This is a genomic window from Streptomyces gilvus (genome assembly GCF_022513565.1).
Taxonomy (GTDB): Bacteria; Actinomycetota; Actinomycetes; order Streptomycetales; family Streptomycetaceae; genus Streptomyces; species Streptomyces gilvus.
In genome coordinates this window covers 1-21,354 of sequence record NZ_JAKWBE010000008.1, presented here as the reverse complement: position 1 = coordinate 21,354, position 21,354 = coordinate 1, and the positions used below count along the sequence as shown (strand labels likewise).

Annotated in this window: 21 protein-coding genes; 12 read left to right on the top strand and 9 right to left on the bottom strand. The window is 71.2% G+C overall.

The genetic code is table 11. The features are described 5' to 3' along the window. Positions 1 to 44: 44 nt before the first annotated feature. From MKW14_RS14475 to MKW14_RS14465, 4 genes are all read left to right on the top strand, one after another. Positions 45 to 1,379, top strand: coding sequence for a CynX/NimT family MFS transporter (locus MKW14_RS14475; RefSeq protein WP_240862909.1), 1,335 nt, complete (start codon positions 45 to 47; stop codon positions 1,377 to 1,379). A 48-nt stretch (positions 1,380 to 1,427) separates the two neighbouring features. Then, on the top strand, positions 1,428 to 1,544 hold the full coding sequence (locus MKW14_RS40895; RefSeq protein WP_276620575.1) for an SGM_5486 family transporter-associated protein: 117 nt from the start codon (positions 1,428 to 1,430) through the stop codon (positions 1,542 to 1,544). A gap of 184 nt (positions 1,545 to 1,728) precedes the next feature. Beyond that, positions 1,729 to 1,932: a hypothetical protein gene (locus MKW14_RS14470; protein ID WP_240862907.1), complete on the top strand. Its 204-nt coding sequence runs from the start codon at positions 1,729 to 1,731 to the stop codon at positions 1,930 to 1,932. Between the two features lie 76 nt (positions 1,933 to 2,008). Next, positions 2,009 to 2,527 carry a SixA phosphatase family protein gene (locus tag MKW14_RS14465; RefSeq protein ID WP_240862904.1) on the top strand — a complete coding sequence of 173 codons (519 nt, stop codon included), beginning with the start codon at positions 2,009 to 2,011 and terminating at the stop codon, positions 2,525 to 2,527. 91 nt (positions 2,528 to 2,618) lie between these two features. Here MKW14_RS14465 and serB read toward each other — a convergent pair whose 3' ends face one another. After that, a complete protein-coding gene (gene serB / locus MKW14_RS14460; protein WP_240862903.1) occupies positions 2,619 to 3,845 on the bottom strand; it encodes a phosphoserine phosphatase SerB in 1,227 nt (408 codons plus the stop codon). A gap of 805 nt (positions 3,846 to 4,650) precedes the next feature. Beyond that, positions 4,651 to 6,579, bottom strand: a complete 1,929-nt coding sequence (locus MKW14_RS14455; protein ID WP_240862901.1) for a streptophobe family protein — start codon at positions 6,577 to 6,579, stop codon at positions 4,651 to 4,653. Between the two features lie 240 nt (positions 6,580 to 6,819). Between MKW14_RS14455 and MKW14_RS14450 the strand changes: the two genes are divergently transcribed. Then, a complete protein-coding gene (locus MKW14_RS14450) occupies positions 6,820 to 9,333 on the top strand; it encodes an ABC transporter ATP-binding protein/permease (protein WP_240862899.1) in 2,514 nt (837 codons plus the stop codon). A gap of 99 nt (positions 9,334 to 9,432) precedes the next feature. Here the strand turns inward: MKW14_RS14450 and MKW14_RS14445 are convergent, their stop codons facing one another. The 3 genes from MKW14_RS14445 to MKW14_RS14435 form a co-directional block, all read right to left on the bottom strand. Further along, complete coding sequence (locus MKW14_RS14445) at positions 9,433 to 10,203, bottom strand: transglycosylase SLT domain-containing protein (RefSeq protein WP_240862897.1); 771 nt, start codon at positions 10,201 to 10,203, stop codon at positions 9,433 to 9,435. 300 nt (positions 10,204 to 10,503) lie between these two features. Then, complete coding sequence (locus tag MKW14_RS14440; protein ID WP_240862895.1) at positions 10,504 to 11,589, bottom strand: S-adenosylmethionine:tRNA ribosyltransferase-isomerase; 1,086 nt, start codon at positions 11,587 to 11,589, stop codon at positions 10,504 to 10,506. Further along, positions 11,586 to 12,287, bottom strand: a complete 702-nt coding sequence (locus MKW14_RS14435) for an SDR family NAD(P)-dependent oxidoreductase (RefSeq protein WP_240862893.1) — start codon at positions 12,285 to 12,287, stop codon at positions 11,586 to 11,588. The genes MKW14_RS14440 and MKW14_RS14435 overlap by 4 nt, the downstream gene beginning before the upstream one ends. A gap of 226 nt (positions 12,288 to 12,513) precedes the next feature. On the opposite strand from MKW14_RS14435, the gene MKW14_RS14430 reads away from it, so the two are divergent. From MKW14_RS14430 to chpE, 3 genes are all read left to right on the top strand, one after another. Further along, positions 12,514 to 13,662 carry a GAF domain-containing sensor histidine kinase gene (locus MKW14_RS14430; protein ID WP_240862890.1) on the top strand — a complete coding sequence of 383 codons (1,149 nt, stop codon included), beginning with the start codon at positions 12,514 to 12,516 and terminating at the stop codon, positions 13,660 to 13,662. Beyond that, on the top strand, positions 13,655 to 14,296 hold the full coding sequence (locus MKW14_RS14425) for a response regulator (RefSeq protein WP_133048267.1): 642 nt from the start codon (positions 13,655 to 13,657) through the stop codon (positions 14,294 to 14,296). Before MKW14_RS14430 ends, MKW14_RS14425 begins: the two co-directional genes overlap by 8 nt. Positions 14,297 to 14,464: 168 nt before the next feature. Next, the gene (gene chpE / locus MKW14_RS14420; protein WP_240862889.1) at positions 14,465 to 14,707 is read left to right on the top strand and encodes a chaplin ChpE; all 243 of its coding nucleotides are present in this window, start codon (positions 14,465 to 14,467) and stop codon (positions 14,705 to 14,707) included. A 140-nt stretch (positions 14,708 to 14,847) separates the two neighbouring features. Here the strand turns inward: chpE and MKW14_RS14415 are convergent, their stop codons facing one another. Next, entirely contained in the window at positions 14,848 to 15,636 is a 789-nt protein-coding gene (locus MKW14_RS14415) for an Rv1486c family protein (protein WP_240862887.1), read from the bottom strand. 138 nt (positions 15,637 to 15,774) lie between these two features. On the opposite strand from MKW14_RS14415, the gene MKW14_RS14410 reads away from it, so the two are divergent. From MKW14_RS14410 to MKW14_RS14400, 3 genes are all read left to right on the top strand, one after another. Further along, on the top strand, positions 15,775 to 16,572 hold the full coding sequence (locus MKW14_RS14410) for an ABC transporter ATP-binding protein (protein WP_208784236.1): 798 nt from the start codon (positions 15,775 to 15,777) through the stop codon (positions 16,570 to 16,572). 110 nt (positions 16,573 to 16,682) lie between these two features. Continuing rightward, a complete protein-coding gene (locus MKW14_RS14405) occupies positions 16,683 to 17,114 on the top strand; it encodes an NfeD family protein (protein ID WP_208784235.1) in 432 nt (143 codons plus the stop codon). Positions 17,115 to 17,245: 131 nt separating this feature from the next. Further along, positions 17,246 to 18,187: an SPFH domain-containing protein gene (locus MKW14_RS14400; RefSeq protein ID WP_240862885.1), complete on the top strand. Its 942-nt coding sequence runs from the start codon at positions 17,246 to 17,248 to the stop codon at positions 18,185 to 18,187. A gap of 146 nt (positions 18,188 to 18,333) precedes the next feature. Here the strand turns inward: MKW14_RS14400 and MKW14_RS14395 are convergent, their stop codons facing one another. The 3 genes from MKW14_RS14395 to MKW14_RS14385 form a co-directional block, all read right to left on the bottom strand. After that, complete coding sequence (locus tag MKW14_RS14395) at positions 18,334 to 18,840, bottom strand: HNH endonuclease (RefSeq protein ID WP_240862884.1); 507 nt, start codon at positions 18,838 to 18,840, stop codon at positions 18,334 to 18,336. Between the two features lie 143 nt (positions 18,841 to 18,983). Then, positions 18,984 to 19,523 carry a YbhB/YbcL family Raf kinase inhibitor-like protein gene (locus tag MKW14_RS14390; protein WP_240862882.1) on the bottom strand — a complete coding sequence of 180 codons (540 nt, stop codon included), beginning with the start codon at positions 19,521 to 19,523 and terminating at the stop codon, positions 18,984 to 18,986. 43 nt (positions 19,524 to 19,566) lie between these two features. Continuing rightward, the gene (locus MKW14_RS14385; RefSeq protein WP_240862880.1) at positions 19,567 to 20,349 is read right to left on the bottom strand and encodes a sporulation protein; all 783 of its coding nucleotides are present in this window, start codon (positions 20,347 to 20,349) and stop codon (positions 19,567 to 19,569) included. A 152-nt stretch (positions 20,350 to 20,501) separates the two neighbouring features. On the opposite strand from MKW14_RS14385, the gene MKW14_RS14380 reads away from it, so the two are divergent. Next, a complete protein-coding gene (locus MKW14_RS14380) occupies positions 20,502 to 21,143 on the top strand; it encodes a DNA-3-methyladenine glycosylase (RefSeq protein ID WP_240862878.1) in 642 nt (213 codons plus the stop codon). Positions 21,144 to 21,354: the final 211 nt, after the last annotated feature.

Genomic DNA, 21,354 nt, shown 5'->3' with positions numbered 1-21,354 from the left:
CAGGGGATGGACAACAAATCATCCCATGATTCTATGATGGGGGCATGCGGAGCGAGGAAACCACGACGACGACGTCCGAAACCGTGCGCAGTTCGGTCGGCCAGGACCCCGGGCCGCCCGCCACGCGCGCGTGGACGATGCGGCTGCTGGTCATCGGCATCGTCCTGTCGGCGCTCAACCTCCGCCCCGCCATCACCAGCCTCGGCGCGCTCCTGGAAGAGGTCCGCGACGGGCTCGGCATGAGCGGCAGCGTGGCCGGACTCCTCACCTCCGTACCCCCGCTCTGCTTCGCCGTCTTCGGCGTCACGGCCCCGCGCCTCGCCCGCCGGTTCGGTACGGGCGCGGTCGTCTGCGCGGGCATGGTCGCAATCACCGCCGGCCTGCTGATACGGCCGTACGCGGGCGGCACGGCCGGCTTCCTGGCCGCCAGCGCGCTCGCCCTCATGGGCATCGCCGTCAGCAACGTCCTGATGCCGGTCATCGTCAAGCGCTGGTTCCCGGACCGCGTCGGCTCCATGACCGGCCTGTACTCCATGGCCCTCGCCCTGGGCACCTCGGTCGCGGCGGCGGTGACCGTGCCCATGGCGGACGCCCTGGGAGGCAGCTGGCGGACCGGCCTCGCGGTGTGGGCGGGGCTCGCGGCGACGGCCGTACTGCCGTGGATCCCGTTCGTACGGGACCGGGGCGCGACGCCCGCCGCCACGGCGGTACGGCAGGAGCACGCGCCCGTGGAGGCGCCCGCCCGGGGCCGGACCTCCGCCGGCGTCCACGCGCGCGTGGAGACGCCCGCACTGCGGATCACCCGCAGCCGTACCGCCTGGGCGCTGGCCGTCTTCTTCGGGCTGCAGGCCACCGCCGCCTACATCACGATGGGCTGGATGGCGCAGATCTTCCGGGACGCCGGGGTGCCCGCGAGCACGGCCGGGCTGCTGCTCGCCGTCACGATGGTCATGGGCGTGCCGCTGGCCCTCGTCATCCCGCGCGTGGCCACCAGGCTGCCCCACCAGGGCCCGATCGTGCTGGCACTCGGCGCCTGCGGCCTCGCCGGGTACGCGGGCCTGTACCTCGCGCCGGCCGGCGGCGCCTGGGCCTGGGCCCTGCTGCTCGGCGTCTCCAACTGCGCGTTCCCGCTCGCCCTGACGATGGTCGGCATGCGGGCCCGGACCGGTGCCGGCGTCGCCCAGCTGTCGGCCTTCGCGCAGAGCACCGGCTACCTCATCTCCATCCCCGGGCCCCTGCTGGTCGGCGTGCTCTACCAGCACAGCGGGGGCTGGGGGCTGCCGATCGCCCTCATGGCCGCGCTGATGGTCCCGCAGATGGTGGTCGGCGTCCTGGCGGGCCGCGACCGCACGGTGGAGGACGAGGCCGCCGCCCGCTGAGCTCACCCCGGCGGATCCGGCGCGGACGGGGGGTGCGAGACTGGCCGTATGCCAGTGCTCGAGCCGAATCCCCAGAACGGCCAGAAGAAGATGCTGATCGTCTTCGGCTCGTTCTTCGCCATCTTCGTGATCATCGCCATCGTCGCGACGATCGTCTCCCCGTGACCTTCCTGCCGTCGGTGACGGCCGTCATCGCGCCGGGGTAGGGCTAACCCCCCATCCCCTAGGGGGTGGGTGTCAGGGTCAAGTGGGTGGATCTCCGGATGGGTTGAGGGAGCCGGATTCCGTACCTTCGAAGTGTGGCCGCGGACGGCGGACCACCGACCACTCGAAGACCGCGGAGGCACCCATGTCGGCCCGTACGCACACCCGGCCCCTCCCGGCGAGCACGGGCGGCATCGACATCCGGCTGCCCTGGTGGGCCCTCGCCCTGCCCGCGCTCGCCTTCGTCGTCCTCCTCGCGCTCATGCTGAACCCCAGCGACGCACAGGCGGCCGGCGACCCGGTGATCACCCACGTCTTCGAGCGGGCGCAGCAGCTCATAGCCCGCTGAGCACCCGTCGAGCACCCGTGGAGCCGCCGGTCAACTCCCTGCGCCCCATGGCCTGTTTCATGCGAAGCTGGGTGGCATGAGCGTCGCTGAACCCCGCAGGATCGTCCTCTTCCGCCATGCGAAAGCCGACTGGCCACAGGTGACCGACCATGAGCGCCCCCTCGCCGAGCGGGGCCGACTGGACGCCGCGGCCGCCGGACGCAGGCTGGCCGACACCGGCATCCCCTTCGATCTGGCCCTGTGCTCCACCGCGACCCGCACCAGGGAGACCTGGAAGCTCGCGGTCCACGAGTTCCCGCAGCGGCCGAAAACCGTCTATGAGGAGCGGATCTACGAGGCCTCGCCCGGTGAGCTGATCGCCCTGCTGAACGAGACCCCGGACGACGCGCAGAACGTCATCCTGATCGGCCACAACCCGGGTGTGCACGGCCTCGCCGACATCCTGGCCGGCTCGGGCGAGGGCGACGCCCGCGAGCGGATGAACCGCCGCGGCTTCCCGGCCGCCGGTTTCGCCGTCCTGTCCTTCGACGGCTCCTGGAAGGGCCTGGAGCCCGCCGCGGCCACCCTCGTCGACTACTGGGCGCCGACCGAGTAGAGCCCGCCAACCAAGGCCGTGGGCCCGGCACCGCAACGGTGCCGGGCCCACGGCCTTGGTGCGACGGCTCTCGCGAGCTCTCCCGAGCGAATCACCGGTCGTCGTGCGTGTCCGCAGCCTCGACCTCTTCGCGGGTGACGCCCAGCAGATACAGGACCGTGTCCAGGAACGGCACGTTCACCGCGGTGTGCGCCGCCTCCCGTACGACGGGCTTGGCGTTGAAGGCGACACCGAGACCGGCCGCGTTGAGCATGTCCAGGTCGTTGGCGCCGTCGCCGATCGCCACGGTCTGGGCGAGCGGTACGCCCGCCTCGGCGGCGAAGCGGCGCAGCAGCCGCGCCTTGCCCGCGCGGTCCACGATCTCCCCAGTGACCCTGCCGGTCAGCTTCCCGTCGATGATCTCCAGGGTGTTGGCCTGGGCGAAGTCCAGCCCCAGCCGCTCCTTGAGATCATCGGTGACCTGGGTGAACCCGCCGGAGACGACACCCACTTGGTAGCCGAGCCGCTTCAGTGTGCGGATGAGCGTGCGCGCGCCCGGCGTCAGCCGCACCTCGCTGCGCACCTTGTCCACCACGGAGGCGTCCAGCCCCTCCAGCAGCGCCACGCGCGCGTGCAGCGACTGCTCGAAGTCCAGCTCCCCGCGCATCGCGGCGGCCGTCACCTCGGCGACCTTGTCCTCGCAGCCCGCGTGCGCGGCGAACAGCTCGATGACCTCGTCCTGGATGAGCGTGGAGTCGACGTCCATGACGACGAGCCGCTGGGCCCGCCGGTGCAGCCCCGCGGCGACCACCGCGACATCGACACCGAGTGCCGCCGCGTCCGTGACCAGGGCGGTGCGCAGGGGCTCGGTCTCCACACCGGAGACCGCGAACTCGACAGCGGTCACCGGGTACTTGGCGAGCCGGAAGATACGGTCGATGTTGCCGCCGGCCTCGGCGATCTTCGCGGCGATCCGGGCGGTGGCCTCCGCGGTGAGCGGATGGCCGAGCACGGTGACCAGGGAGCGGCCGAGGCCGCGCGGCCGGTTGTCGCCGCGGCCGGAGATGATCTCCGCCTGCATCTTCATCGACTCCGCCCAGCTGTGGACGGTGGCGCGGAGGTCGCCCTCGAGCGTGGCCGCCGGATGGGTCACGAGCGCGCACAGCGTGAGTCGGCCACGGGTGACGACCTGCTCGATGTCGACCACGTCGACGGAGTAGGCGGCGAGGGTGTCGAAGAGGCCGGCCGTGATGCCCGGCCCGTCCTTGCCGAAGATCTTGACGAGGAGGGTCGGGGCGTCGGCCGGAACGTCGGAGGTCGGGATCTGCGAAGCGCTCATGGTCCTCCCACCGTATCCGGCACCCAGTGCCGCCCGCCGCCGCGGTCCGCCTGGCGGACACGGAACAGTGGGTGTCGACGGGGTGGCGGGCACATGACGGAGGGACCACGGCGGCCCGCACCACCACGGGTAACCGCCGCGCGTCCGGGTAGCCGCCCTGCGTCCGGGGGACGGCCCGGCGTCCGGGGAACGGCCCCGTGCCTGCGGAACGGCCTCCGTCTGGGGAACGGCCCCGTGCCTGAGGAACGGCCTCCGTCTGGGGAACGGCCCCGCGCGTGCGGAACGGCCTCCGTCTGGGGAACGGCCCCGCGCGTGCGGAACGGCCTCCGTCTGGGGAACGGTCCTGTGCCTGGGGAACGGCCTCCGTCTGGGGAACGGTCCTGTGCCTGGGGAACGGCCTCCGTCTGGGGAACGGCCCCGCGCGTGCGGAACGGCCTCCGTCTGGGGAACGGCCCCGTGCCTGGGGAACGGCCTCCGTCTGGGGAACGGCCCCGCGTCCGGGGGAGCGCCACGCGCGTGCGGAACCGCCCCCCCCGTGTGGGGAACGGCCTCGCGCCTGGGGAACGGTCTTGCGTCCGGCGAACACTCCTGTGTCCGGGGAAGCGCCCTGCGCCTGCGGAACGGCCCCGGTCTGGGGAACGGCCTCGCGCCCGGGGAACGGCCCTGCGTCCGGGGGACGGCCCTGCGTACGGGGAACCGCCCCGCGTCCAACGGAACGGGCCGCGTCCGGGGGACGGCCCTGCGCCAAGGGGGAACCGCCCCGTGCCTGCGGAACCACCCTGCGCCTGGGGAAACGCGGCCACGCTCAGTGACCCCCCTTGGGGCGGCCGGGTGGGGGAGGGGGCGGGGGCGGCGGGGGTGGCTGGCGGCGGTTGCCCTCCGGGGAGCGGCCGCTCCCCGGTCGACGTGGCGGGGGGCCGTCGTAGGGCCGGGCCACGGTCGGCGCGCCGTACACGTCCCTGTTCCCCGTGCCGGGCGGTGGTGCCTCGCCCGTCCCCTGCTCCTCGCCGGGGCCGGGACGCTCGTCCTCCGGTTCCCGCAGTTCCTCCGGCAGCTGCAGATACGGATTGGTGGCGGGGTTCGGCGGCCGGTACGACGAGCCGGGCCGGTACGGCCCCGGCACCCCCGTTCCCGGTTCACGCACCGGCATCGGAGGCGGCTGCGGCCCACGCGCGTGCCGGGGATACTCGGCGGTCCCGACCGGCGTGCCCGCCCCCACGGCTCCCGTGCCCAAGCCGGCCCCGGCAGCCCCTGCACCCACGGGCCCAGCGCCAGCAGCCCCTGCACCCGCGCCCCCCGCACCCAAGCCCCCCACCGCCAGCGGCGCCGCCCGCCGCCCCGCCGCCCCCGTGACCCACGCCAGCAGCGCCCCGGCCGCCCCCGCGCCGGCACCCCACAGGGCACCGAGCAGCAGTGCCGTACCGAGATTCCCGCGCAGCTGGATCCCGGCGCCGAACGCGTCGAAGCCCAGGACCGACAGCGAGGCGTCCACCGACACCTCCGTCAGCCACGCGAGCAACGGCAGCGTCAGCGCGGTCAGGACGCCGAGCCGAAGCGCACACCGCCCCGCGAAGGCGAGGGCACCCGGACCACCCACGCCTCGGGAGTCCGTAGCGCGCGCGATGACCGGGGTCCGTACCGCCGCCAGCACCCCCGCCAGCAGCATCGTCACCGCCGCCGCCACGCCGAGCAGCCACACCCGTCCGTCCAGGTCGGCCAGGCGGCCGAGGGTCACCGACTGGTCGGTCTTCGCGGTGAGGAGCTTGTCCAGGGGATCGGGAAGGAACTTGGTCAGCACGCCGGTCGCCCTGCCGTCGAAGGGGACGAACAGACCGATCGGGATGCCGAGCCAGGTGCCGTTGGGCGCTCCCAGCAGCGCCGCCCCGAAGATCCGCTTGGGGTGGGCGTCGCCGATCGCCGCGTACACCGCCGCCGCGCACCCCGTCGCCACGGCGACCAGCAGCACCGTGACGAGCGCGGAAGCGGCCGGCCGTACGACACGGTGCACGGCCTCCCAGCCGCGCGGCAGGGGAGTGCGGCGCGAGGCCAGCAGCGCGATCAGCAGGATCCCCACCGACCAGCCGAGCCCGCCCAGCACGGTGGGCGCCGTGTCGACCGAGAAGCCGACGGCCGCCTTGGCGTGGATGAGGTTGCCGATGTTGTCGGGCAGCAGCCCGCCGATGTTCCCGACATCCCCGAGGCCCGGGATGTTCACACCGCCGCCCCCGCCACCGGCGCCGGGGAGCTTGTCCAGCCCGAGCGAGCCGCCGTCGATGGTGATGACGTCGTGCCCCGCCCACACCAGCCCGCCCAGTGTCGCCACGAACAGCACCACCACCGCGCCCGCGCGCGCGAGGAGTTCGGCAGGCGCGATCACAACTCCCGCGGACCGCAGGGACCGTAGGAAGACCCAGGACAGCAGCAGCGCCCCCACCAGGCTGACGCCCAGTGGCGTGATCGTGACGGCCGTATGGGCCTCCGCGCCCTTGAGCCCGAACGCGGACACGTCGCCGGACGGCGATATCGAACCGCCTGCCCCAAGAGCCACCACGGCAGCGGTCATCGGGCCCAGCGAACCCGCCGAGTCCGCCTCCAGAAGATGCAGACCGAGGGCCGCCGTGCCCGCCATCCCGATCAACGCCCAGCTCACGGAGGCGATCGCGGACAGCAGGACGTCTCCCCACGGCACCCTTGTGCCGCTCCGTACGGACTCGACACTCGACGACGCGCTCATGGCAGACCCCCCGATCCGCTGCGCGACCGAGCGGCCGCGCGTGTCCCCCTCGCGTGATTTACCACTCTCCGGGTCGGTTTCAACCCCGTCAACGGAACCGACGGATGCGTATGAGCGTGGTGTTCACAAGGTCCGACTTTCGGTCAGAGGGGCGGGCCTGAAATAGTTCCCGACGATGTTCGACATCCCTAGACTCCCTGTGATGGGGGTAACTCGGGGGACTACTCAGTGGGGCTTGGAGTGCCGGAACTCGTACTGGAATCAAATGGACGTACCTGGACGCTCGAGCCGTCCAGGACCTACACCCTCGGACGCGATCCGCAGGGCGACATCGTGCTGGAGGACGCCAGGGTGTCCTGGCGCCACGCCACGATCAGCTGGGGCGGCCGCAGTTGGGTCATCGAGGACCACGGCTCCACCAACGGCACGTTCGTGCAGGGCCGGCGCATCCACCAGATGGAGATCGGGCCCGGCTCGGCCGTCCACCTCGGCAACGCGACCGACGGCCCTCGGCTGAACCTCTCCGGCGCGGCGGCGGCCGTCGTAGCACCGCAGGCCCAGCCGCAGCAACAGCCGTTCGCCGCGCAGGGCGCGAGCCCCGGCTGGGCGCAGCAGGCACCGCAGCAGCAGGCGCCGCAGCCCGCGTGGGGACAGCCTCAGCAGGCCGCCGCGCACGTCCCGCAGCAGCCGGGCCCCGGTGGTGGCGCGGGGGCGCCGCCGGTCTACGGCGACCGCAGCCCGACCACGTTCCACCAGTTCTCCATCGGCCGCGTGATGCGCATCGGCCGTGCCCTGGAGAACGAGCTGGTCGTCTCCGACCTGCAGGTCTCCCGGCACCACGCCGAGTTCCACTCGATGCCCGACGGCCGCATGGAGATCCGCGACCTCGGCTCGCACAACGGCACCTACGTCAACGGCCAGCCGATCCCCAAGGGCGGCTCCCAACTCCTCGGCCCGGCCGACATCGTGGGCGTCGGCCACTCCACGTTCCGGATCGTCGGCGACCATCTCGAGGAGTTCGTCGACACCGGTGAGGTGTCCTTCTCGGCCCGTCATCTGACGGTCACGGTCGACGGCGGCAAGCAGATCCTCAAGGACGTCTCCTTCGGCGTCCCGGAGAAGTCGCTGATCGCGGTCATCGGCCCGTCGGGCTCGGGCAAGTCGACGCTCCTGAAGGCACTCACCGGCTACCGGCCCGCCAACCAGGGCGACGTCCTCTACGACAACCGCAACCTGTACAAGCAGTTCGCCGAGCTGCGCCAGCGCATCGGTCTGGTCCCGCAGGACGACATCCTGCACAAGGAACTGACCGTCAAGAAGGCCCTCAAGTACGCGGCCAAGCTCCGCTTCCCGGCCGACACCACCGGCGCCGAGCGTGAGGCCCGCATAGACGAGGTGCTGCGCGAGCTGAAGCTCGACATCCACAAGGAGAAGAAGGTCACCTCCCTCTCCGGGGGCCAGCGCAAGCGCGTCTCGGTGGCCCTGGAGCTGCTCACCAAGCCGTCGCTGATCTTCCTGGACGAGCCGACCTCGGGCCTCGACCCGGGCATGGACCGCGACGTCATGCAGCTGCTGCGCGGCCTCGCCGACGACGGCCGCACGGTCCTCGTCGTCACCCACTCCGTCGCCGAGCTGGCGCTGTGCGACAAGCTCCTCGTGATGGCGCCGGGCGGCGCGGTCGCCTACTTCGGCCCGCCGGAGGAGGCGCTGAACTTCTTCGGCTACGACACCTGGGCCGACGTCTTCTCCGCCTTCGAGAACTACCGCGACTACGACTGGGCCGGACGCTGGAAGGGCTCGCAGCACTACCAGATGTACGCCGCGGACATCGACGCGGTCGCACCACAGTCCGTACAGATGCCGCCGATGCAGGCGATGAAGCCGCCGAAGCCGCAGGGCTGGATGAGCCAGTTCGGCACGCTGGTGCGCCGCTATGTGTCGGTCATCGCCTCGGACCGGGGCTTCCTGGCCCTGACGGTGATCCTGCCGCTGGTCCTCGGCGCGGTGAGCCTGCTCATCGACTCCGGCAAGGGCCTGCTGCCCAACCCGATGATCAACCGGGCCACCGGCCAGCCCGTCCCGAACGGCACGGCCACCACGGTGCTGCTGATCCTCGCGGTCGGCGCCTGCTTCGCCGGCGCGGCGAACTCCGTCCGTGAGCTGATCAAGGAACGGGTCATCTACGAGCGCGAGCGCGCCACCGGCCTGTCCCGCTCCGCCTACCTGATGTCCAAGGTCTTCGTGCTCGGCGTGGTCACCGTGCTGCAGGGCCTGATGGTCGGCGTCATCGGCTTCGCCAGCCGGGAGATCCCCAAGCAGGGACTGGTCCTCGGCAACGCCACGCTCCTGGAGCTCTGTCTGCCGATCATGGCGCTGGGTTTCACCTCGATGATGTTCGGCCTGATCATCTCGTCGTTGGTGAAGACCTCCGAGAAGACCATGCCGCTGCTGGTCATGTTCGCGATCATCCAGGTCGTCTTCACGGGCTGTCTGTTCACCCTGAACGGCTCGATCGGCGCCAACCAGGTCTCGTACCTGATGCCGTCCCGCTGGGCGGTCGCCGCGGCGGGCGCCACGCTGGACTTCAACAAGATCAGCCCCCCCGGCAAGGGCAAGAGCAACGACCCCCTGTGGGAGCACACCGTCACCGCGTGGAGCATGGACATGATCGCGCTGCTCGTGCTGGCTGTGATCTGCGCCTTCTTCGTGGCCCGCTTCCTGCGCCGCCACGAGCCGGAGGTCATGCGCAAGTAGTCCGGTCCTCCCGTACGACGTGTCCGTACGACGCGAAGGGCGGCACCCGTCAGGGGGTGCCGCCCTTCGGCGTTCACGTGGCAGAGGTCCGCGCTGACCTCAGTACGCGCTGTTGACGTTGTCGATCGTGCCGTAGCGGTGGGCCGCGTAGTTGGCGGCTGCGGTGATGTTGGCGACCGGGTCGTAGATGTTCCAGGACGTGCCGGCGACGTGGTACGTGCTGAAGGTCGGCGGGATGACCTGCAGCAGGCCCTTGGACGGGATGCCGTTGATGGCGTTGATGTCCCAGTCGTTGATGGCGTTGGGGTTGCCCGAGGACTCGCGCATGATGTTGCGGTACAGGCCGTTGTAGGAGCCCGGGATGCCCTTGGACTTCATGATGTCCAGGGAGTGCTTGATCCAGCCGTCGAGGTTGTTGCCGTAGGACCTGACGGTCGCCTTCTTGAGGGCGGCGCGCTTGGCGGAGCGGCTCGCGGCCTCCTTGGCCCTGCGCTCGGCGGCGGCCTTCTTCCGGGCCTGCGCCTTCTTCTTGGCCTCCGCCTCCTTCTTGGCGGCGGCCGCGGCGGCGGCCCGCTTCTTCGCGGCGGCGGCGACGGCCTTGGCGCGGGCCTCGGCCTGTGCCTTCGCGGCCTCGGACTTGATGCTGTCGGCGGCGAGCCGGTCGGTGACGCTCGCCTTGACGTCCTTGATCGGCTCGTTGCTGTAGGCCACGCGGGACGCGGGGGCCTCGCTCGTGGTCGTCTCGGCGCTGCTGGGCACCGCGGTGAAGGCGATGGCGGCGGCACCGAGGGCGGCGACACCACTGATCGCGATCTTGTGATGGCGGGTCAGCGCACGACTGTGACGGCGGATGTCGATGTTCTTGGGCATGGCAGACGGACCTCTTCGAATAGCGCGGAGGTCGCTCTTCGGTAGGCGGGGGACAGGGGCCCTTCCCGCACGAACGCCGCGGGCTGGAACCCGCGGCGCTGAGCGACGGCAGCCATTCTTAGCGGCCGCAAAATGCCGAGGCAAAGGTGTGACGTACGATCCCGGGTAGTGGATCAGGCAGGGGCAAAACGGGGCAGACTGGACCGTCTGTCCCGCTCATGAGGTCAGTCTCTATCTCCTACCGACCTTCGTACGTGATCTGCGCCCTATGCGCGGGCTCACATCGCGCCCCCGCCCGTCTCACCGGCAGTTGCTGGAGCAATGCTCTGCGTGAGGGTGTGCCTCCGGCAGGATGAGATGGACGTCCCCGAACTCGTGCCACAGGTAGCGTCCGCGCAGCGCCTCCTCGTACCCGCGGTCGAGCGCCGCCCGCCCCGCGATCGCCTCCAGCATCAGCAGATGCGAGGCCTCCGGCTCGTGCAGACCGGTCAGCAGCCCGTCCACCACCCGCACCCCGCGCTCCGGGGTCACCACCAGGTCCGTCCACCCCTCACGCGCGCGTACGACACCGTCCGCGCCCGCCGCCGACTCCACGGCCCGCACGGCCGTCGTCCCCACCGCGACGACCCGCCCCCGACCGGCCTTCACGGCGTTGATCAGCCGCGCCGAGGCCTCCGGCACCGAGAACCGCTCCGGATACGGCGGCTCGTGCGCCTCCGCCGAGGCCACCCCGGTGTGCAACGTGACGGGCGCGAACTGCACGCCCCGGCTCACCAGCTCCGCCACCAGCCGCGCCGTGAAGGGCCGCGCCGCACTCGGCATCTCCGCGCTGCCCGTCCCGTCGGCGGACGGCAGCGCGAACACCGTCTGGTAGACGGACAGCGGCTGGTCCCGCTCGGTGTAGGAGTACCGGATGGGCCGCCCGTGCACCCGCAGCATCCCGAGCACCTCCGCCCCCGCGGCCCGCCCCCACCACAAACGGTCGCCGCACGCGCTCAGCGGTTCCTCCAGGACCAGCCGCACACCCCCCGGCAGCCGCACCTCCGTCCCCGCGGGGCCGCCCGCGCGCACGCGCGTGGTTCCCTTCCCGTCGGGATCGCGCAGTTCGACCGCCCACCGCCCGTCGTCCCCGCGCGTGGAGAAGTGGACCACCACACGCGCGTGCCCCACCCGCCCGTCCACGGCGGCGGCCAGCGTGGTCGACGTGTTCACGATGAGCAGATCCCCGGCCCGCAGCAGCCGGGGCAGCTCCCGGAACGCGTGATGCGACACCTCCGTCCCCCGCGACACGAGCAGCCGCACGGCGTCCCGGTCGAGCCCGGGCCCACGCTGCTCGACCGGGACACGCGCCGACAGCTCCTCGGGCACGTGCACGGCCAGCGTCATCGCCCCTCCGCCAGCAGCGACGGAGCCGCGTACCGCCCGCTCGCCGGCCGTTCGTCCAGCAGCCGCAGGAAGGCCGGGACCACCCCGGCCGGCGCGGGCCGCGGATCGTCGTCGTCCGGTACGGCCGCCGCGTACAGGTCCGTCGCCATGTCCCCGGGGTCCACCGCCCACACCCGCAGCCCGGGCTCCTCCTCGCCGAGCACCGCCGCCAGTTGGTCCAGGGCCGCCTTGGAGGCCCCGTACCCGCCCCAGGTCTCGTAGGGCTCGGCGGCCGCGTCCGAGCTGACCGCGATCACCGCGCCGGCCTCCGCGGCCCGCAGGAGCGGCAGCGCCTCCTGGACCAGGCCCAGCGCGGCCACCACGTTCACCTCCAGCGCCCGCCGCAGCCCCTCCAGGGGCAGCCCCTCCAGCCGTACGAGCGGCTCGGCACCCAGCGCGCTCGCGTTGCTCACCAGCAGATCGACGCCGCCCAGTTTCCACGCCGCCGCCACCAGCTCGGCCCGGTGCCCGGCGTCCGTGACGTCCCCGGGCAGCGCCCGCACGCGCGTGCCGTGCCTCGCCTCCAACCCTGCCGCCGTCTCCCGGAGCACCTCGGCCGTCCTGGCGTCGAGCACCAGATCCCAGCCCCGCGCGGCCAGGGCCTCGGCGAGCGCCCGCCCCAGCCCCTTGGAGGCCCCCGTGATGATCGCTACCGGCATGACTCCACGTCCCCTCGTCGTCGCCGCCTTCCGACGGCCATGCCCTCAACCTAGGAACGGGCCCGCCCGCCGGCCTCGGACGCGGGCACCAAAGCAGCGCGGTCCTTCGGCCTACGTCGCAGGTCCGGGGCCCCGGACCTAAGCCGACCGCCCTAGGCCCAGCGGTCCCGACCAGGCACCCGCAGGTCCGATCCGCGCTGTCACACCCCGCCGGTACCGTGAGGTCATGAGCCAAGGCCCCCGGACCGGTCTCGCCGCCGTCAGCGACGCGCTGCTGGCCATGAGCAGGCATCTCGAGGTGCGCGACGTCCTCAAGACGATCGTCGCCTCCGCCCGTGAGCTGCTCGGCGCGCAGTACGCCGCGCTCGGCGTACCCGACGACCACGGCGGCTTCGCCCAGTTCGTCGTCGACGGGGTCAGCGACGACCAGTGGAAGGCCATCGGCCCGCTCCCGCGCCAGCACGGCATCCTCGCCGCGATGCTGCACGAGGCCAGGCCGGAGCGCCTCGCCGACGTGCGCAAGGACCCCCGCTTCGAGGGCTGGCCGTCCGCCCACCCCGACATGTCCGACTTCCTGGGCCTGCCCATCCGCGACGGCGACGAGGTCATCGGCGCCCTCTTCCTCGCCAACAAGCAGAACTGCCCCAAGCCGGAAGGCGGTTGCGGCTTCACCGAGCAGGACGAGGAGCTGCTGGCCATCCTCGCCCAGCACGCCGCGATCGCCCTCACCAACGCCCGCCTGTACGAGCGCAGCCGCGAACTGACCATCGCCGAGGAGCGCTCCCGCCTCGCGCACGAACTGCACGACGCCGTCAGCCAGAAGCTGTTCTCCCTGCGCCTGACCGCCCAGGCCGCCGCCGCCCTCGTCGACCGCGACCCCGCCCGCGCCAAGGGCGAACTGCAGCAGGTGGCCGCGCTCGCCGCCGAGGCCGCCGACGAACTGCGCGCGGCCGTCGTCGAGTTGCGCCCCGCCGTTCTCGACGAGGACGGCCTCGTCGCCACCCTGCGCACCCACGTCCAGGTCCTCGACCGCGCCCACACCGCGCGCGTCACCTTCGACAGCCACGGCGTGCGCGCCCTGCCCTCCGCCCACGAGGAGGCCGTCCTGCGCGTCGCCCAGGAGGCCCTGCACAACGCCCTCAGGCACTCCGAGGCGAAGGACGTGCGCGTGACCCTGGCCCGCCACGGCACCGGCACGCTGCTCAGGGTCACCGACGACGGCAGCGGCTTCGACCCCAAGGCCGTCCGCCGGGCCGGGCGCCACCTCGGTCTGGTGTCCATGCGCGACCGCGCGAGCGGGGTCGGCGGCAGGCTCACGGTGGAATCGGCGCCCGGGAAGGGCACCACGATCGAGATGGAGGTCCCCGGTGGCTGACGCAATCAGGGTGCTGCTCGTCGACGACCACCAGGTGGTCCGCCGCGGCCTGCGCACGTTCCTGGAGGTGCAGGACGACATCGAGGTCGTGGGCGAGGCCGCCGACGGCGCCGAGGGGGTCGCCCGCGCCGAGGAGCTGAGGCCCGACGTCGTCCTCATGGACGTCAAGATGCCGGGTATGGACGGGGTGGACGCGCTGCGCAGACTGCGCGAACTCGACAACCCCGCGCGCGTGCTGATCGTCACCAGCTTCACCGAACAGCGCACGGTGGTCCCTGCCCTGCGCGCCGGAGCCGCCGGGTACGTCTACAAGGACGTGGACCCCGACGCGCTCGCCGGCGCCATCCGCTCCGTGCACGCCGGGCACATCCTGCTCCAACCCGAGGTCGCGGGCGCCCTGTTGTCCCAGGAGGAGGCCAACTCCGGCCAGGGCAGGGCTGGTTCGCTCACCGAGCGGGAGCGGGAGGTGCTCGGCCTGATAGCGGACGGCCGCTCCAACCGGGAGATCGCCCGCGCCCTCGTCCTGTCCGAGAAGACCGTCAAGACCCACGTCTCGAACATCCTGATGAAGCTCGACCTCGCGGACCGCACCCAGGCCGCCCTGTGGGCCGTACGCCACGGCGTGGCGGGCTGAAACACCCTGCGCGGGGCCGCACGGACGGCAATACGGAGGGTTCCGCTCCGGACAGAGATTCATACCGTCGTGGGAATGTCCCCCGGATGGCGCAACCTCCGGTGATCTCCGCCGTTCTCCAGTGCGTGCTGCGGCGACTGCCGCGGCGATCGCTAGGAGGGCTCAGAAGTGAAGAACCTGAAGAAGGCAGCGGCCGTGACGATGGTGGCCGGCGGTCTGATCGCCGCCGGTGCCGGGATGGCCTCCGCCACCGACGCGCACGCCGACGGCCAGGCCGTCGGCTCCCCGGGCGTCGTCTCGGGCAACCTCGTCCAGGCCCCGGTGCACATCCCGGTCAACGCGGTGGGCAACAGCGTCAACGTCATCGGCGTGCTGAACCCCGCCTTCGGCAACCTCGGCCTCAACCGCTGACGTCCGACGACACCGGTCAGTGACCTCCGGCCTCCCGGGTGCTCCCGGAAGGCCGACACCGGGCCCCTTGAGTCCACGGCGACTCGAGGGGCCCTTGTGCGCACCGGTCGAGGGCCCTTGTGCGCACCGGCCCGGGACGCTCACCGCATCCCGCGCTCCCGCTCCTCCACGTACGCGTTGTAGGCCGCGACCTGCGCCCGCCGAGCCGTCCGCTCAACAGGCCGCAGCGCCTCGGCCCGAGCCCCCATCTCCGCCGAACTCACCGCGCCCCCGTGCCCGTTCTCCCGGGCGAGGGACACCAGCAGACCCACCCGCCGCGCCAGCTCCAGCACCCGCACCGCCCGCGGCGGATACCCCGGCGCGAGCACCTCCCGGCCCCTCTCGGCCCGCGCCCGGTACGCGTCGATCGCCGCCTCCGCCGCCGGCCCCGACCCGGCCACGTCCAGCCGCGACAACACCTCCGTCGCCTCCCGCAGCGCCTCAGCCAGCTCCCGCTCCGCCTCGCCGAGCGAGGGCACGTCCGCCGGCGGCGCCTCCCGCACCGGCAGACAGTGCCAGACCACCTCGACGTGCACATCACCGTCGGGCCCGGCCTCGTACACCTCCGGCACCAGACCCAGCGCGGCGCCGTGACAGACCACCGCCTCCTCGGCCTCGATCGCCCGCGCGTTGAACTCCGGCGGACCGCTCAGCCCCAGCGGATGCCCCGGCGCGGGCAGCGCCACCCTGAGACCGCTCACCCCGAGCGCCCGCAGCCGCCCCAGCCCGAGCGTGAGCCCGACCGGCCCCGACTCGCCGGGCAGCCCCTCCATCCGGTGCACGGCATCCTCCCCGACGACCGCGAGCACCGCGTCGTCCGGTGAGACAAGTCCGGCCAAAAGGGCGTTTCCCCAAGCCGCGAGGCGTCCTGAACGTGGTTCCGAGAACATGCGTCCACCCTAAGGACCGGACCGATGGAATGGACCGGCCGACCGGTGGCGTAGATTTCTTCGAGGGCGGCGCCCGCAGGCGCCCGCGACCGCCGAGACGCCGAGACCGGTCACACTGCAAGGGGAGACAACGCGCTCATGAGCGATGTTCTGGAGCTGGAGGACGTATCCGTGGTCCGCGAGGGCCGGGCTCTGGTGGAGGAGGTCTCCTGGTCGGTCAAGGAGGGCGAGCGCTGGGTCATCCTCGGCCCCAACGGCGCCGGCAAGACCACCCTCCTGAACGTCGCCTCCAGCTACCTCTACCCCAGCAAGGGCACCGCCACCATCCTCGGCGAGACCCTCGGCAGGCCCGGCACCGACGTCTTCGAACTGCGCCCCCGCATCGGCGTCGCCGGCATCGCCCTGGCCGACAAGCTCCCCAAGCGCCAGACCGTCCTGCAGACCGTCCTGACCGCCGCCTACGGCATGACCGCCGGCTGGCAGGAGGAGTACGAGGACATCGACGAGCAGCGTGCCCGCGCGTTCCTCGACCGCCTCGGCATGAGCGACTACCTCGACCGCAAGTTCGGCACCCTCTCCGAGGGCGAGCGCAAGCGCACCCTCATCGCCCGCGCCCTGATGACCGACCCCGAGCTGCTCCTGCTCGACGAGCCCGCCGCCGGCCTCGACCTCGGCGGCCGCGAGGACCTCGTACGCCGTCTCGGCCGTCTCGCCCGCGACCCGATCGCCCCCTCGATGCTGATGGTCACCCACCACGTCGAGGAGATCGCCCCCGGCTTCACCCACGTCCTGATGATCCGCCAGGGCAAGGTCCTCACCGCCGGTCCGCTGGAGCTCGAACTCACCTCCCGCAACCTCTCCCTCTGCTTCGGCCTCCCGCTCGTCGTGGAACAGGTAGGCGACCGCTGGACCGCCCGCGGCCTCCCGCTGTCCTGACCCCCGCGACACCCCGCGCAGCAGTCTCCTCGGCCATCCCCTCAACAACCGGGGGGTTACGGACTTTTGCGCCCTGTCGGTGAACGGACCGCCGGTCCTACCATGACCATGTGAACGACATCGACGCCTGGGTGTGGTGGCTGGTCGGCGCGGCCGCGCTCGGAATCCCGCTCGTGGTAACGGCGATGCCGGAGTTCGGCATGCTCGCGGTGGGAGCCGTCGCCGCCGCGGTCTTCGCCGGACTCGGCTTCGGCGCCGTGGCCCAGGTGCTCACCTTCGTCGTCGTCTCGGTCGCGCTGATCGCCGTGGTCCGGCCCATCGCGGTCCGGCACAGCAGACAACGTCCCCAACTCGCCACCGGTGTCGACGCGTTGAAGGGCAAACAAGCCGTCGTCCTGGAACGGGTCGACGGTTCCGGTGGCCGGATCAAGCTCGCCGGCGAGGTCTGGTCGGCCCGCTCCCTCGACACCGAACGCGCCTACGAAGTAGGCCAGGAAGTGGACGTCGTGGAGATCGAGGGGGCGACCGCGATCGTCATCTGACCTCGTACGACTCAACTGAACCGAACAGCACCCGAGTTGCACGACGGTCTGTCAGACTCGACCAGCAAGATCTTCAACAAGCATAAGATCTTCCGAGAGCGCCGAGGCGGAGAAGGGTACGGGGAACGACGATGGAACCGGTCATCATCGTCCTGATCATTCTGGTGGTGTTGGTCTTCATCGCCCTGATCAGGACCATCCAAGTCATCCCACAGGCCAGCGCCGCCATCGTGGAGCGCTTCGGCCGCTACACGCGGACGCTGAACGCGGGCCTCAACATCGTCGTCCCGTTCATCGACACCATCCGCAACCGCATCGACCTGCGTGAACAGGTCGTACCGTTCCCGCCGCAGCCGGTGATCACCCAGGACAACCTGGTCGTCAACATCGACACGGTCATCTACTACCAGGTGACGGACGCCCGCGCGGCCACCTACGAAGTCGCCAGCTACATCCAGGCCATCGAGCAGCTGACGGTCACCACCCTCCGCAACATCATCGGTGGCATGGACCTGGAGCGGACCCTGACCTCCCGCGAGGAGATCAACGCGGCCCTGCGCGGCGTCCTCGACGAGGCCACCGGCAAGTGGGGCATCCGCGTCAACCGCGTGGAACTGAAGGCGATCGAGCCGCCGACCTCCATCCAGGACTCGATGGAGAAGCAGATGCGCGCCGACCGTGACAAGCGCGCCGCGATCCTGACCGCCGAAGGTACCCGCCAGGCCGCCATCCTCACCGCGGAGGGCGAGAAGCAGTCCCAGATCCTGCGCGCCGAGGGCGAGGCCAAGGCCGCCGCCCTGCGCGCCGAGGGCGAGGCCCAGGCCATCCGCACGGTCTTCGAGTCCATCCACGCCGGCGACCCCGACCAGAAGCTCCTCAGCTACCAGTACCTGCAGATGCTGCCCAAGATCGCCGAGGGCGACGCCAACAAGCTCTGGATCGTCCCCAGCGAGATCGGCGACGCCCTCAAGGGCCTGTCCGGCGCGATGGGCAACTTCGGCCTGGGCGGCAACTCGAACGGCGCCGGCTCCGACAGGGCCACCGAGCGCCGCGAAAACCCCTCCATAGACTGACGGTTCCCCACAAACACAGGTTCCCCGCACCCACCCAAGGGGTGCGGGGAAGTATCGATGTGCGGCTCCGCCGCGTGGGCGCGACAAGCCACGAACAACCGTCAGCCGCAAGACCACCGCAACGTCGCAGACGCCGCGCCATACGGCTACGCGGCGTCCATGGCGAGCCACTCAGGCAGCGCCTCGAACTCCTCGGCGCCCAAAGCCAGCAGCATCGCGTCCCGCGGCGTCGGCTCGAACGGCTGCCTGAGCAGCGGCATCCCCGCCTGCTCCGGAGTCCGGTCCGCCTTGCGGTGGTTGTCCTCCGCGCACGAGGCCACGGTGTTGAGCCAGGAGTCCGTACCACCCTGCGCCCGCGGCACCACGTGGTCCACCGTCGTGGCCCTGCGGCCGCAGTACGCGCACCTGTGCCGGTCCCTGACCAGCACACCCCGCCTGGACCACGGGGCTTGTCTTCGGAACGGCACCCGTACGTACCTGCAGAGCCTGATCACCCGGGGCACGGGTATGTCCACGTCGGCGCCCCGCATGCGCAGTTCGGGGTGGGCCTGCTCGACGACGGCCTTGTCCTGCAGCACCAGGACAACGGCTCGGTTCAGCGTCACCGTCGACAGCGGCTCGAAGCTCGCGTTCAAGACCAGCGTGTCCCGCATCCAGCCCACCTCCTCTGTGCACCGGCCCACCCCCTGGCGGGCTGGATCAACTCTGGCCGGGCACGCCGAGATGGACAACGCAATAAAAACTGCCCGCCCCTGATCAATTCCAAGACCAGGGGCGGGCAAACGTTCCATGAACGTCAGTCTTCGGCGGGCACCTCGTACACACCGATCAGCTGCGCACGCGCGAGCGCGTGGAACCGCAGGTTGAAGCCGATGACGGCCGGGGTCGCGTCCGCGTCCGGACCGAGCTTCTCCTGGTCCACCGCGTACACCGTGAACACATACCGGTGCGGCCCGTCACCGGCGGGCGGAGCGGCCCCGCAGAAGTCCCTCGACCCGTAGTCGTTGCGAACCTGGATCGCGCCCTCGGGCAGCCCCTCGAACTTGCCGCTGCCCGCACCCGCCGGCAGCTCCGCCACCGAGGCCGGGATGTCGAACACGACCCAGTGCCAGAACCCGCTGCCCGTCGGGGCGTCCGGGTCGTAGCAGGTCACGGCGAAACTCTTGGTCTCGGCGGGGAAGCCCTCCCACCGCAGCTGCGGCGAGGTGTTGCCGGCCGCGTAGACCTGAGCATCCTTGAGCGTGGCGCCCTCCTGGACGTCCTCACTCGTCACCGTGAACGACGGCACGGGCGGGTGGAAGTCGTGGGGGAGCGGCCGCCGCTTGAGCTCGGGCACCTCGGTACCTCCTGATCGATGACGTGAATCAGTGGTTCCGAGCCTAGAACCAGTTGCGCTTGCTGCCGACCTCGGACAGCCACTGGTTCAGATAAGCCGCCCAGTCGGTCCCGTGGAAGTCGTGCAGACCCACCTGGAAGGACCGGTAGGTGTCACTGCCCTCGCTGAACAGCCCCGGCTTCTTGTCCATCTCCAGCACGACGTCCATCGCGTGCTCGTCGGCCACGAAACTCAACTCGACCTGGTTCAGTCCGCGGTACTGGGACGGCGGGTAGAACTCGATCTCCTGGTAGAACGGCAGCCGCTGCCGGGTCCCCCGGATGTGACCACGCTCCATGTCCGCGTTCTTGAAGCGGAAGCCCAGCTGGATGAAGGCGTCCAGGATCGCCTTCTGCGCCGGCAGCGGGTGGACGTTGATCGGGTCCAGGTCACCGGAGTCGACGGCCCGCGCGATCGCCAGCTCGGTCGTCACCCCGATGTTCATCCCGCGCAGCGCCTGACCGTCGATCATCGTGATCGGCGTCTCCCACGGGATCTCCAGCCCGAACGGCACCGCGTGCACGGCCCCGGCCTGCAGCTCGAAGGCCCCACCGAGCCGCACCTTGGTGAACTCGATGTTCTGCTTGTACTCCTCGTCGCCGCTCTCCACCTCGACCTTGGCCTGCAGCCCGACGGACAGCCCCTCGATGTCCTGGTTCACGGACCCGCCCTGGATCCGCACCTCCCCCTGGACCACGCCACCGGGAACGACGTTGACCTCGGTCAGCACCGTCTCCACCGAAGCCCCGCCGGCCCCCAGACTCGCGAGCAGCTTCTTGAACGCCATGTCTCTCCCTCTGCGTGTACGTGCCGTACGTCCGGACCCTTGATCCCTACAAACGCGATCCGGCCACGACCGGTTCCGCCCCACACCCTGGCAAGGAGGGGAAATCTTGACCACCCCTTGGCATCCAGCCGCCTGGACTACGCTCGGACGCCATGATCGCGCCCCCGGACCGTACGCCACTCCCCAGGGAGTTCTTCGACCGCCCCGTCCTGGACGTCGCCCCGGACCTCCTCGGCCGCGTCCTCGTGCGCACCACACCGGACGGTCCGATAGCCCTGCGCCTCACGGAGGTGGAGGCGTACGACGGCCCGAACGACCCCGGCTCCCACGCCTATCGCGGCCGCACGCCCCGCAATGACGTGATGTTCGGTCCCCCCGGTCATGTGTACGTCTACTTCACCTACGGCATGTGGTTCTGCATGAACCTCGTCTGCGGTCCCGAGGGCCGGGCGAGCGCGGTCCTGCTCCGCGCCGGCGAGGTGATCGAGGGCGCCGAACTCGCGCGCAAACGTCGACTCTCGGCCCGCAACGACAAGGAACTGGCCAAAGGCCCGGCCCGCCTGGCCACGGCCCTGGGGGTGGACCGAAGCCTCGACGGTACGGACGCGTGCGCCGCCGGCGACACCCCCTTGCGCATGCTCACGGGCACCCCGATCCCCTCCGACCAGGTACTCAACGGTCCCCGCACCGGAGTGGCCGGCGAAGGAGGCGTTCACCCGTGGCGCTACTGGCTCGCGAACGACCCGACGGTGAGCCCTTATCGGGCCCATACGCCGAGGCGCCGCCGAAGTTGACGCTGCCTTGGAAGGTGCGTAATGTAGCCCGAGCCGCTTGAACCGGGTACGGCGATTCGCCAGCAGCCGGAAGCGGCCAAACCACTACCTACGATCACCCCTCAGCGGGGTCGAATTCGTCATGTCCGCATGTCCGAATTCGAACTCGCGGAACTCGATTATGAGTTCTCCGGGGAATCGGCTAACGTAGTGAATGTCGAAAGGCCCCGCC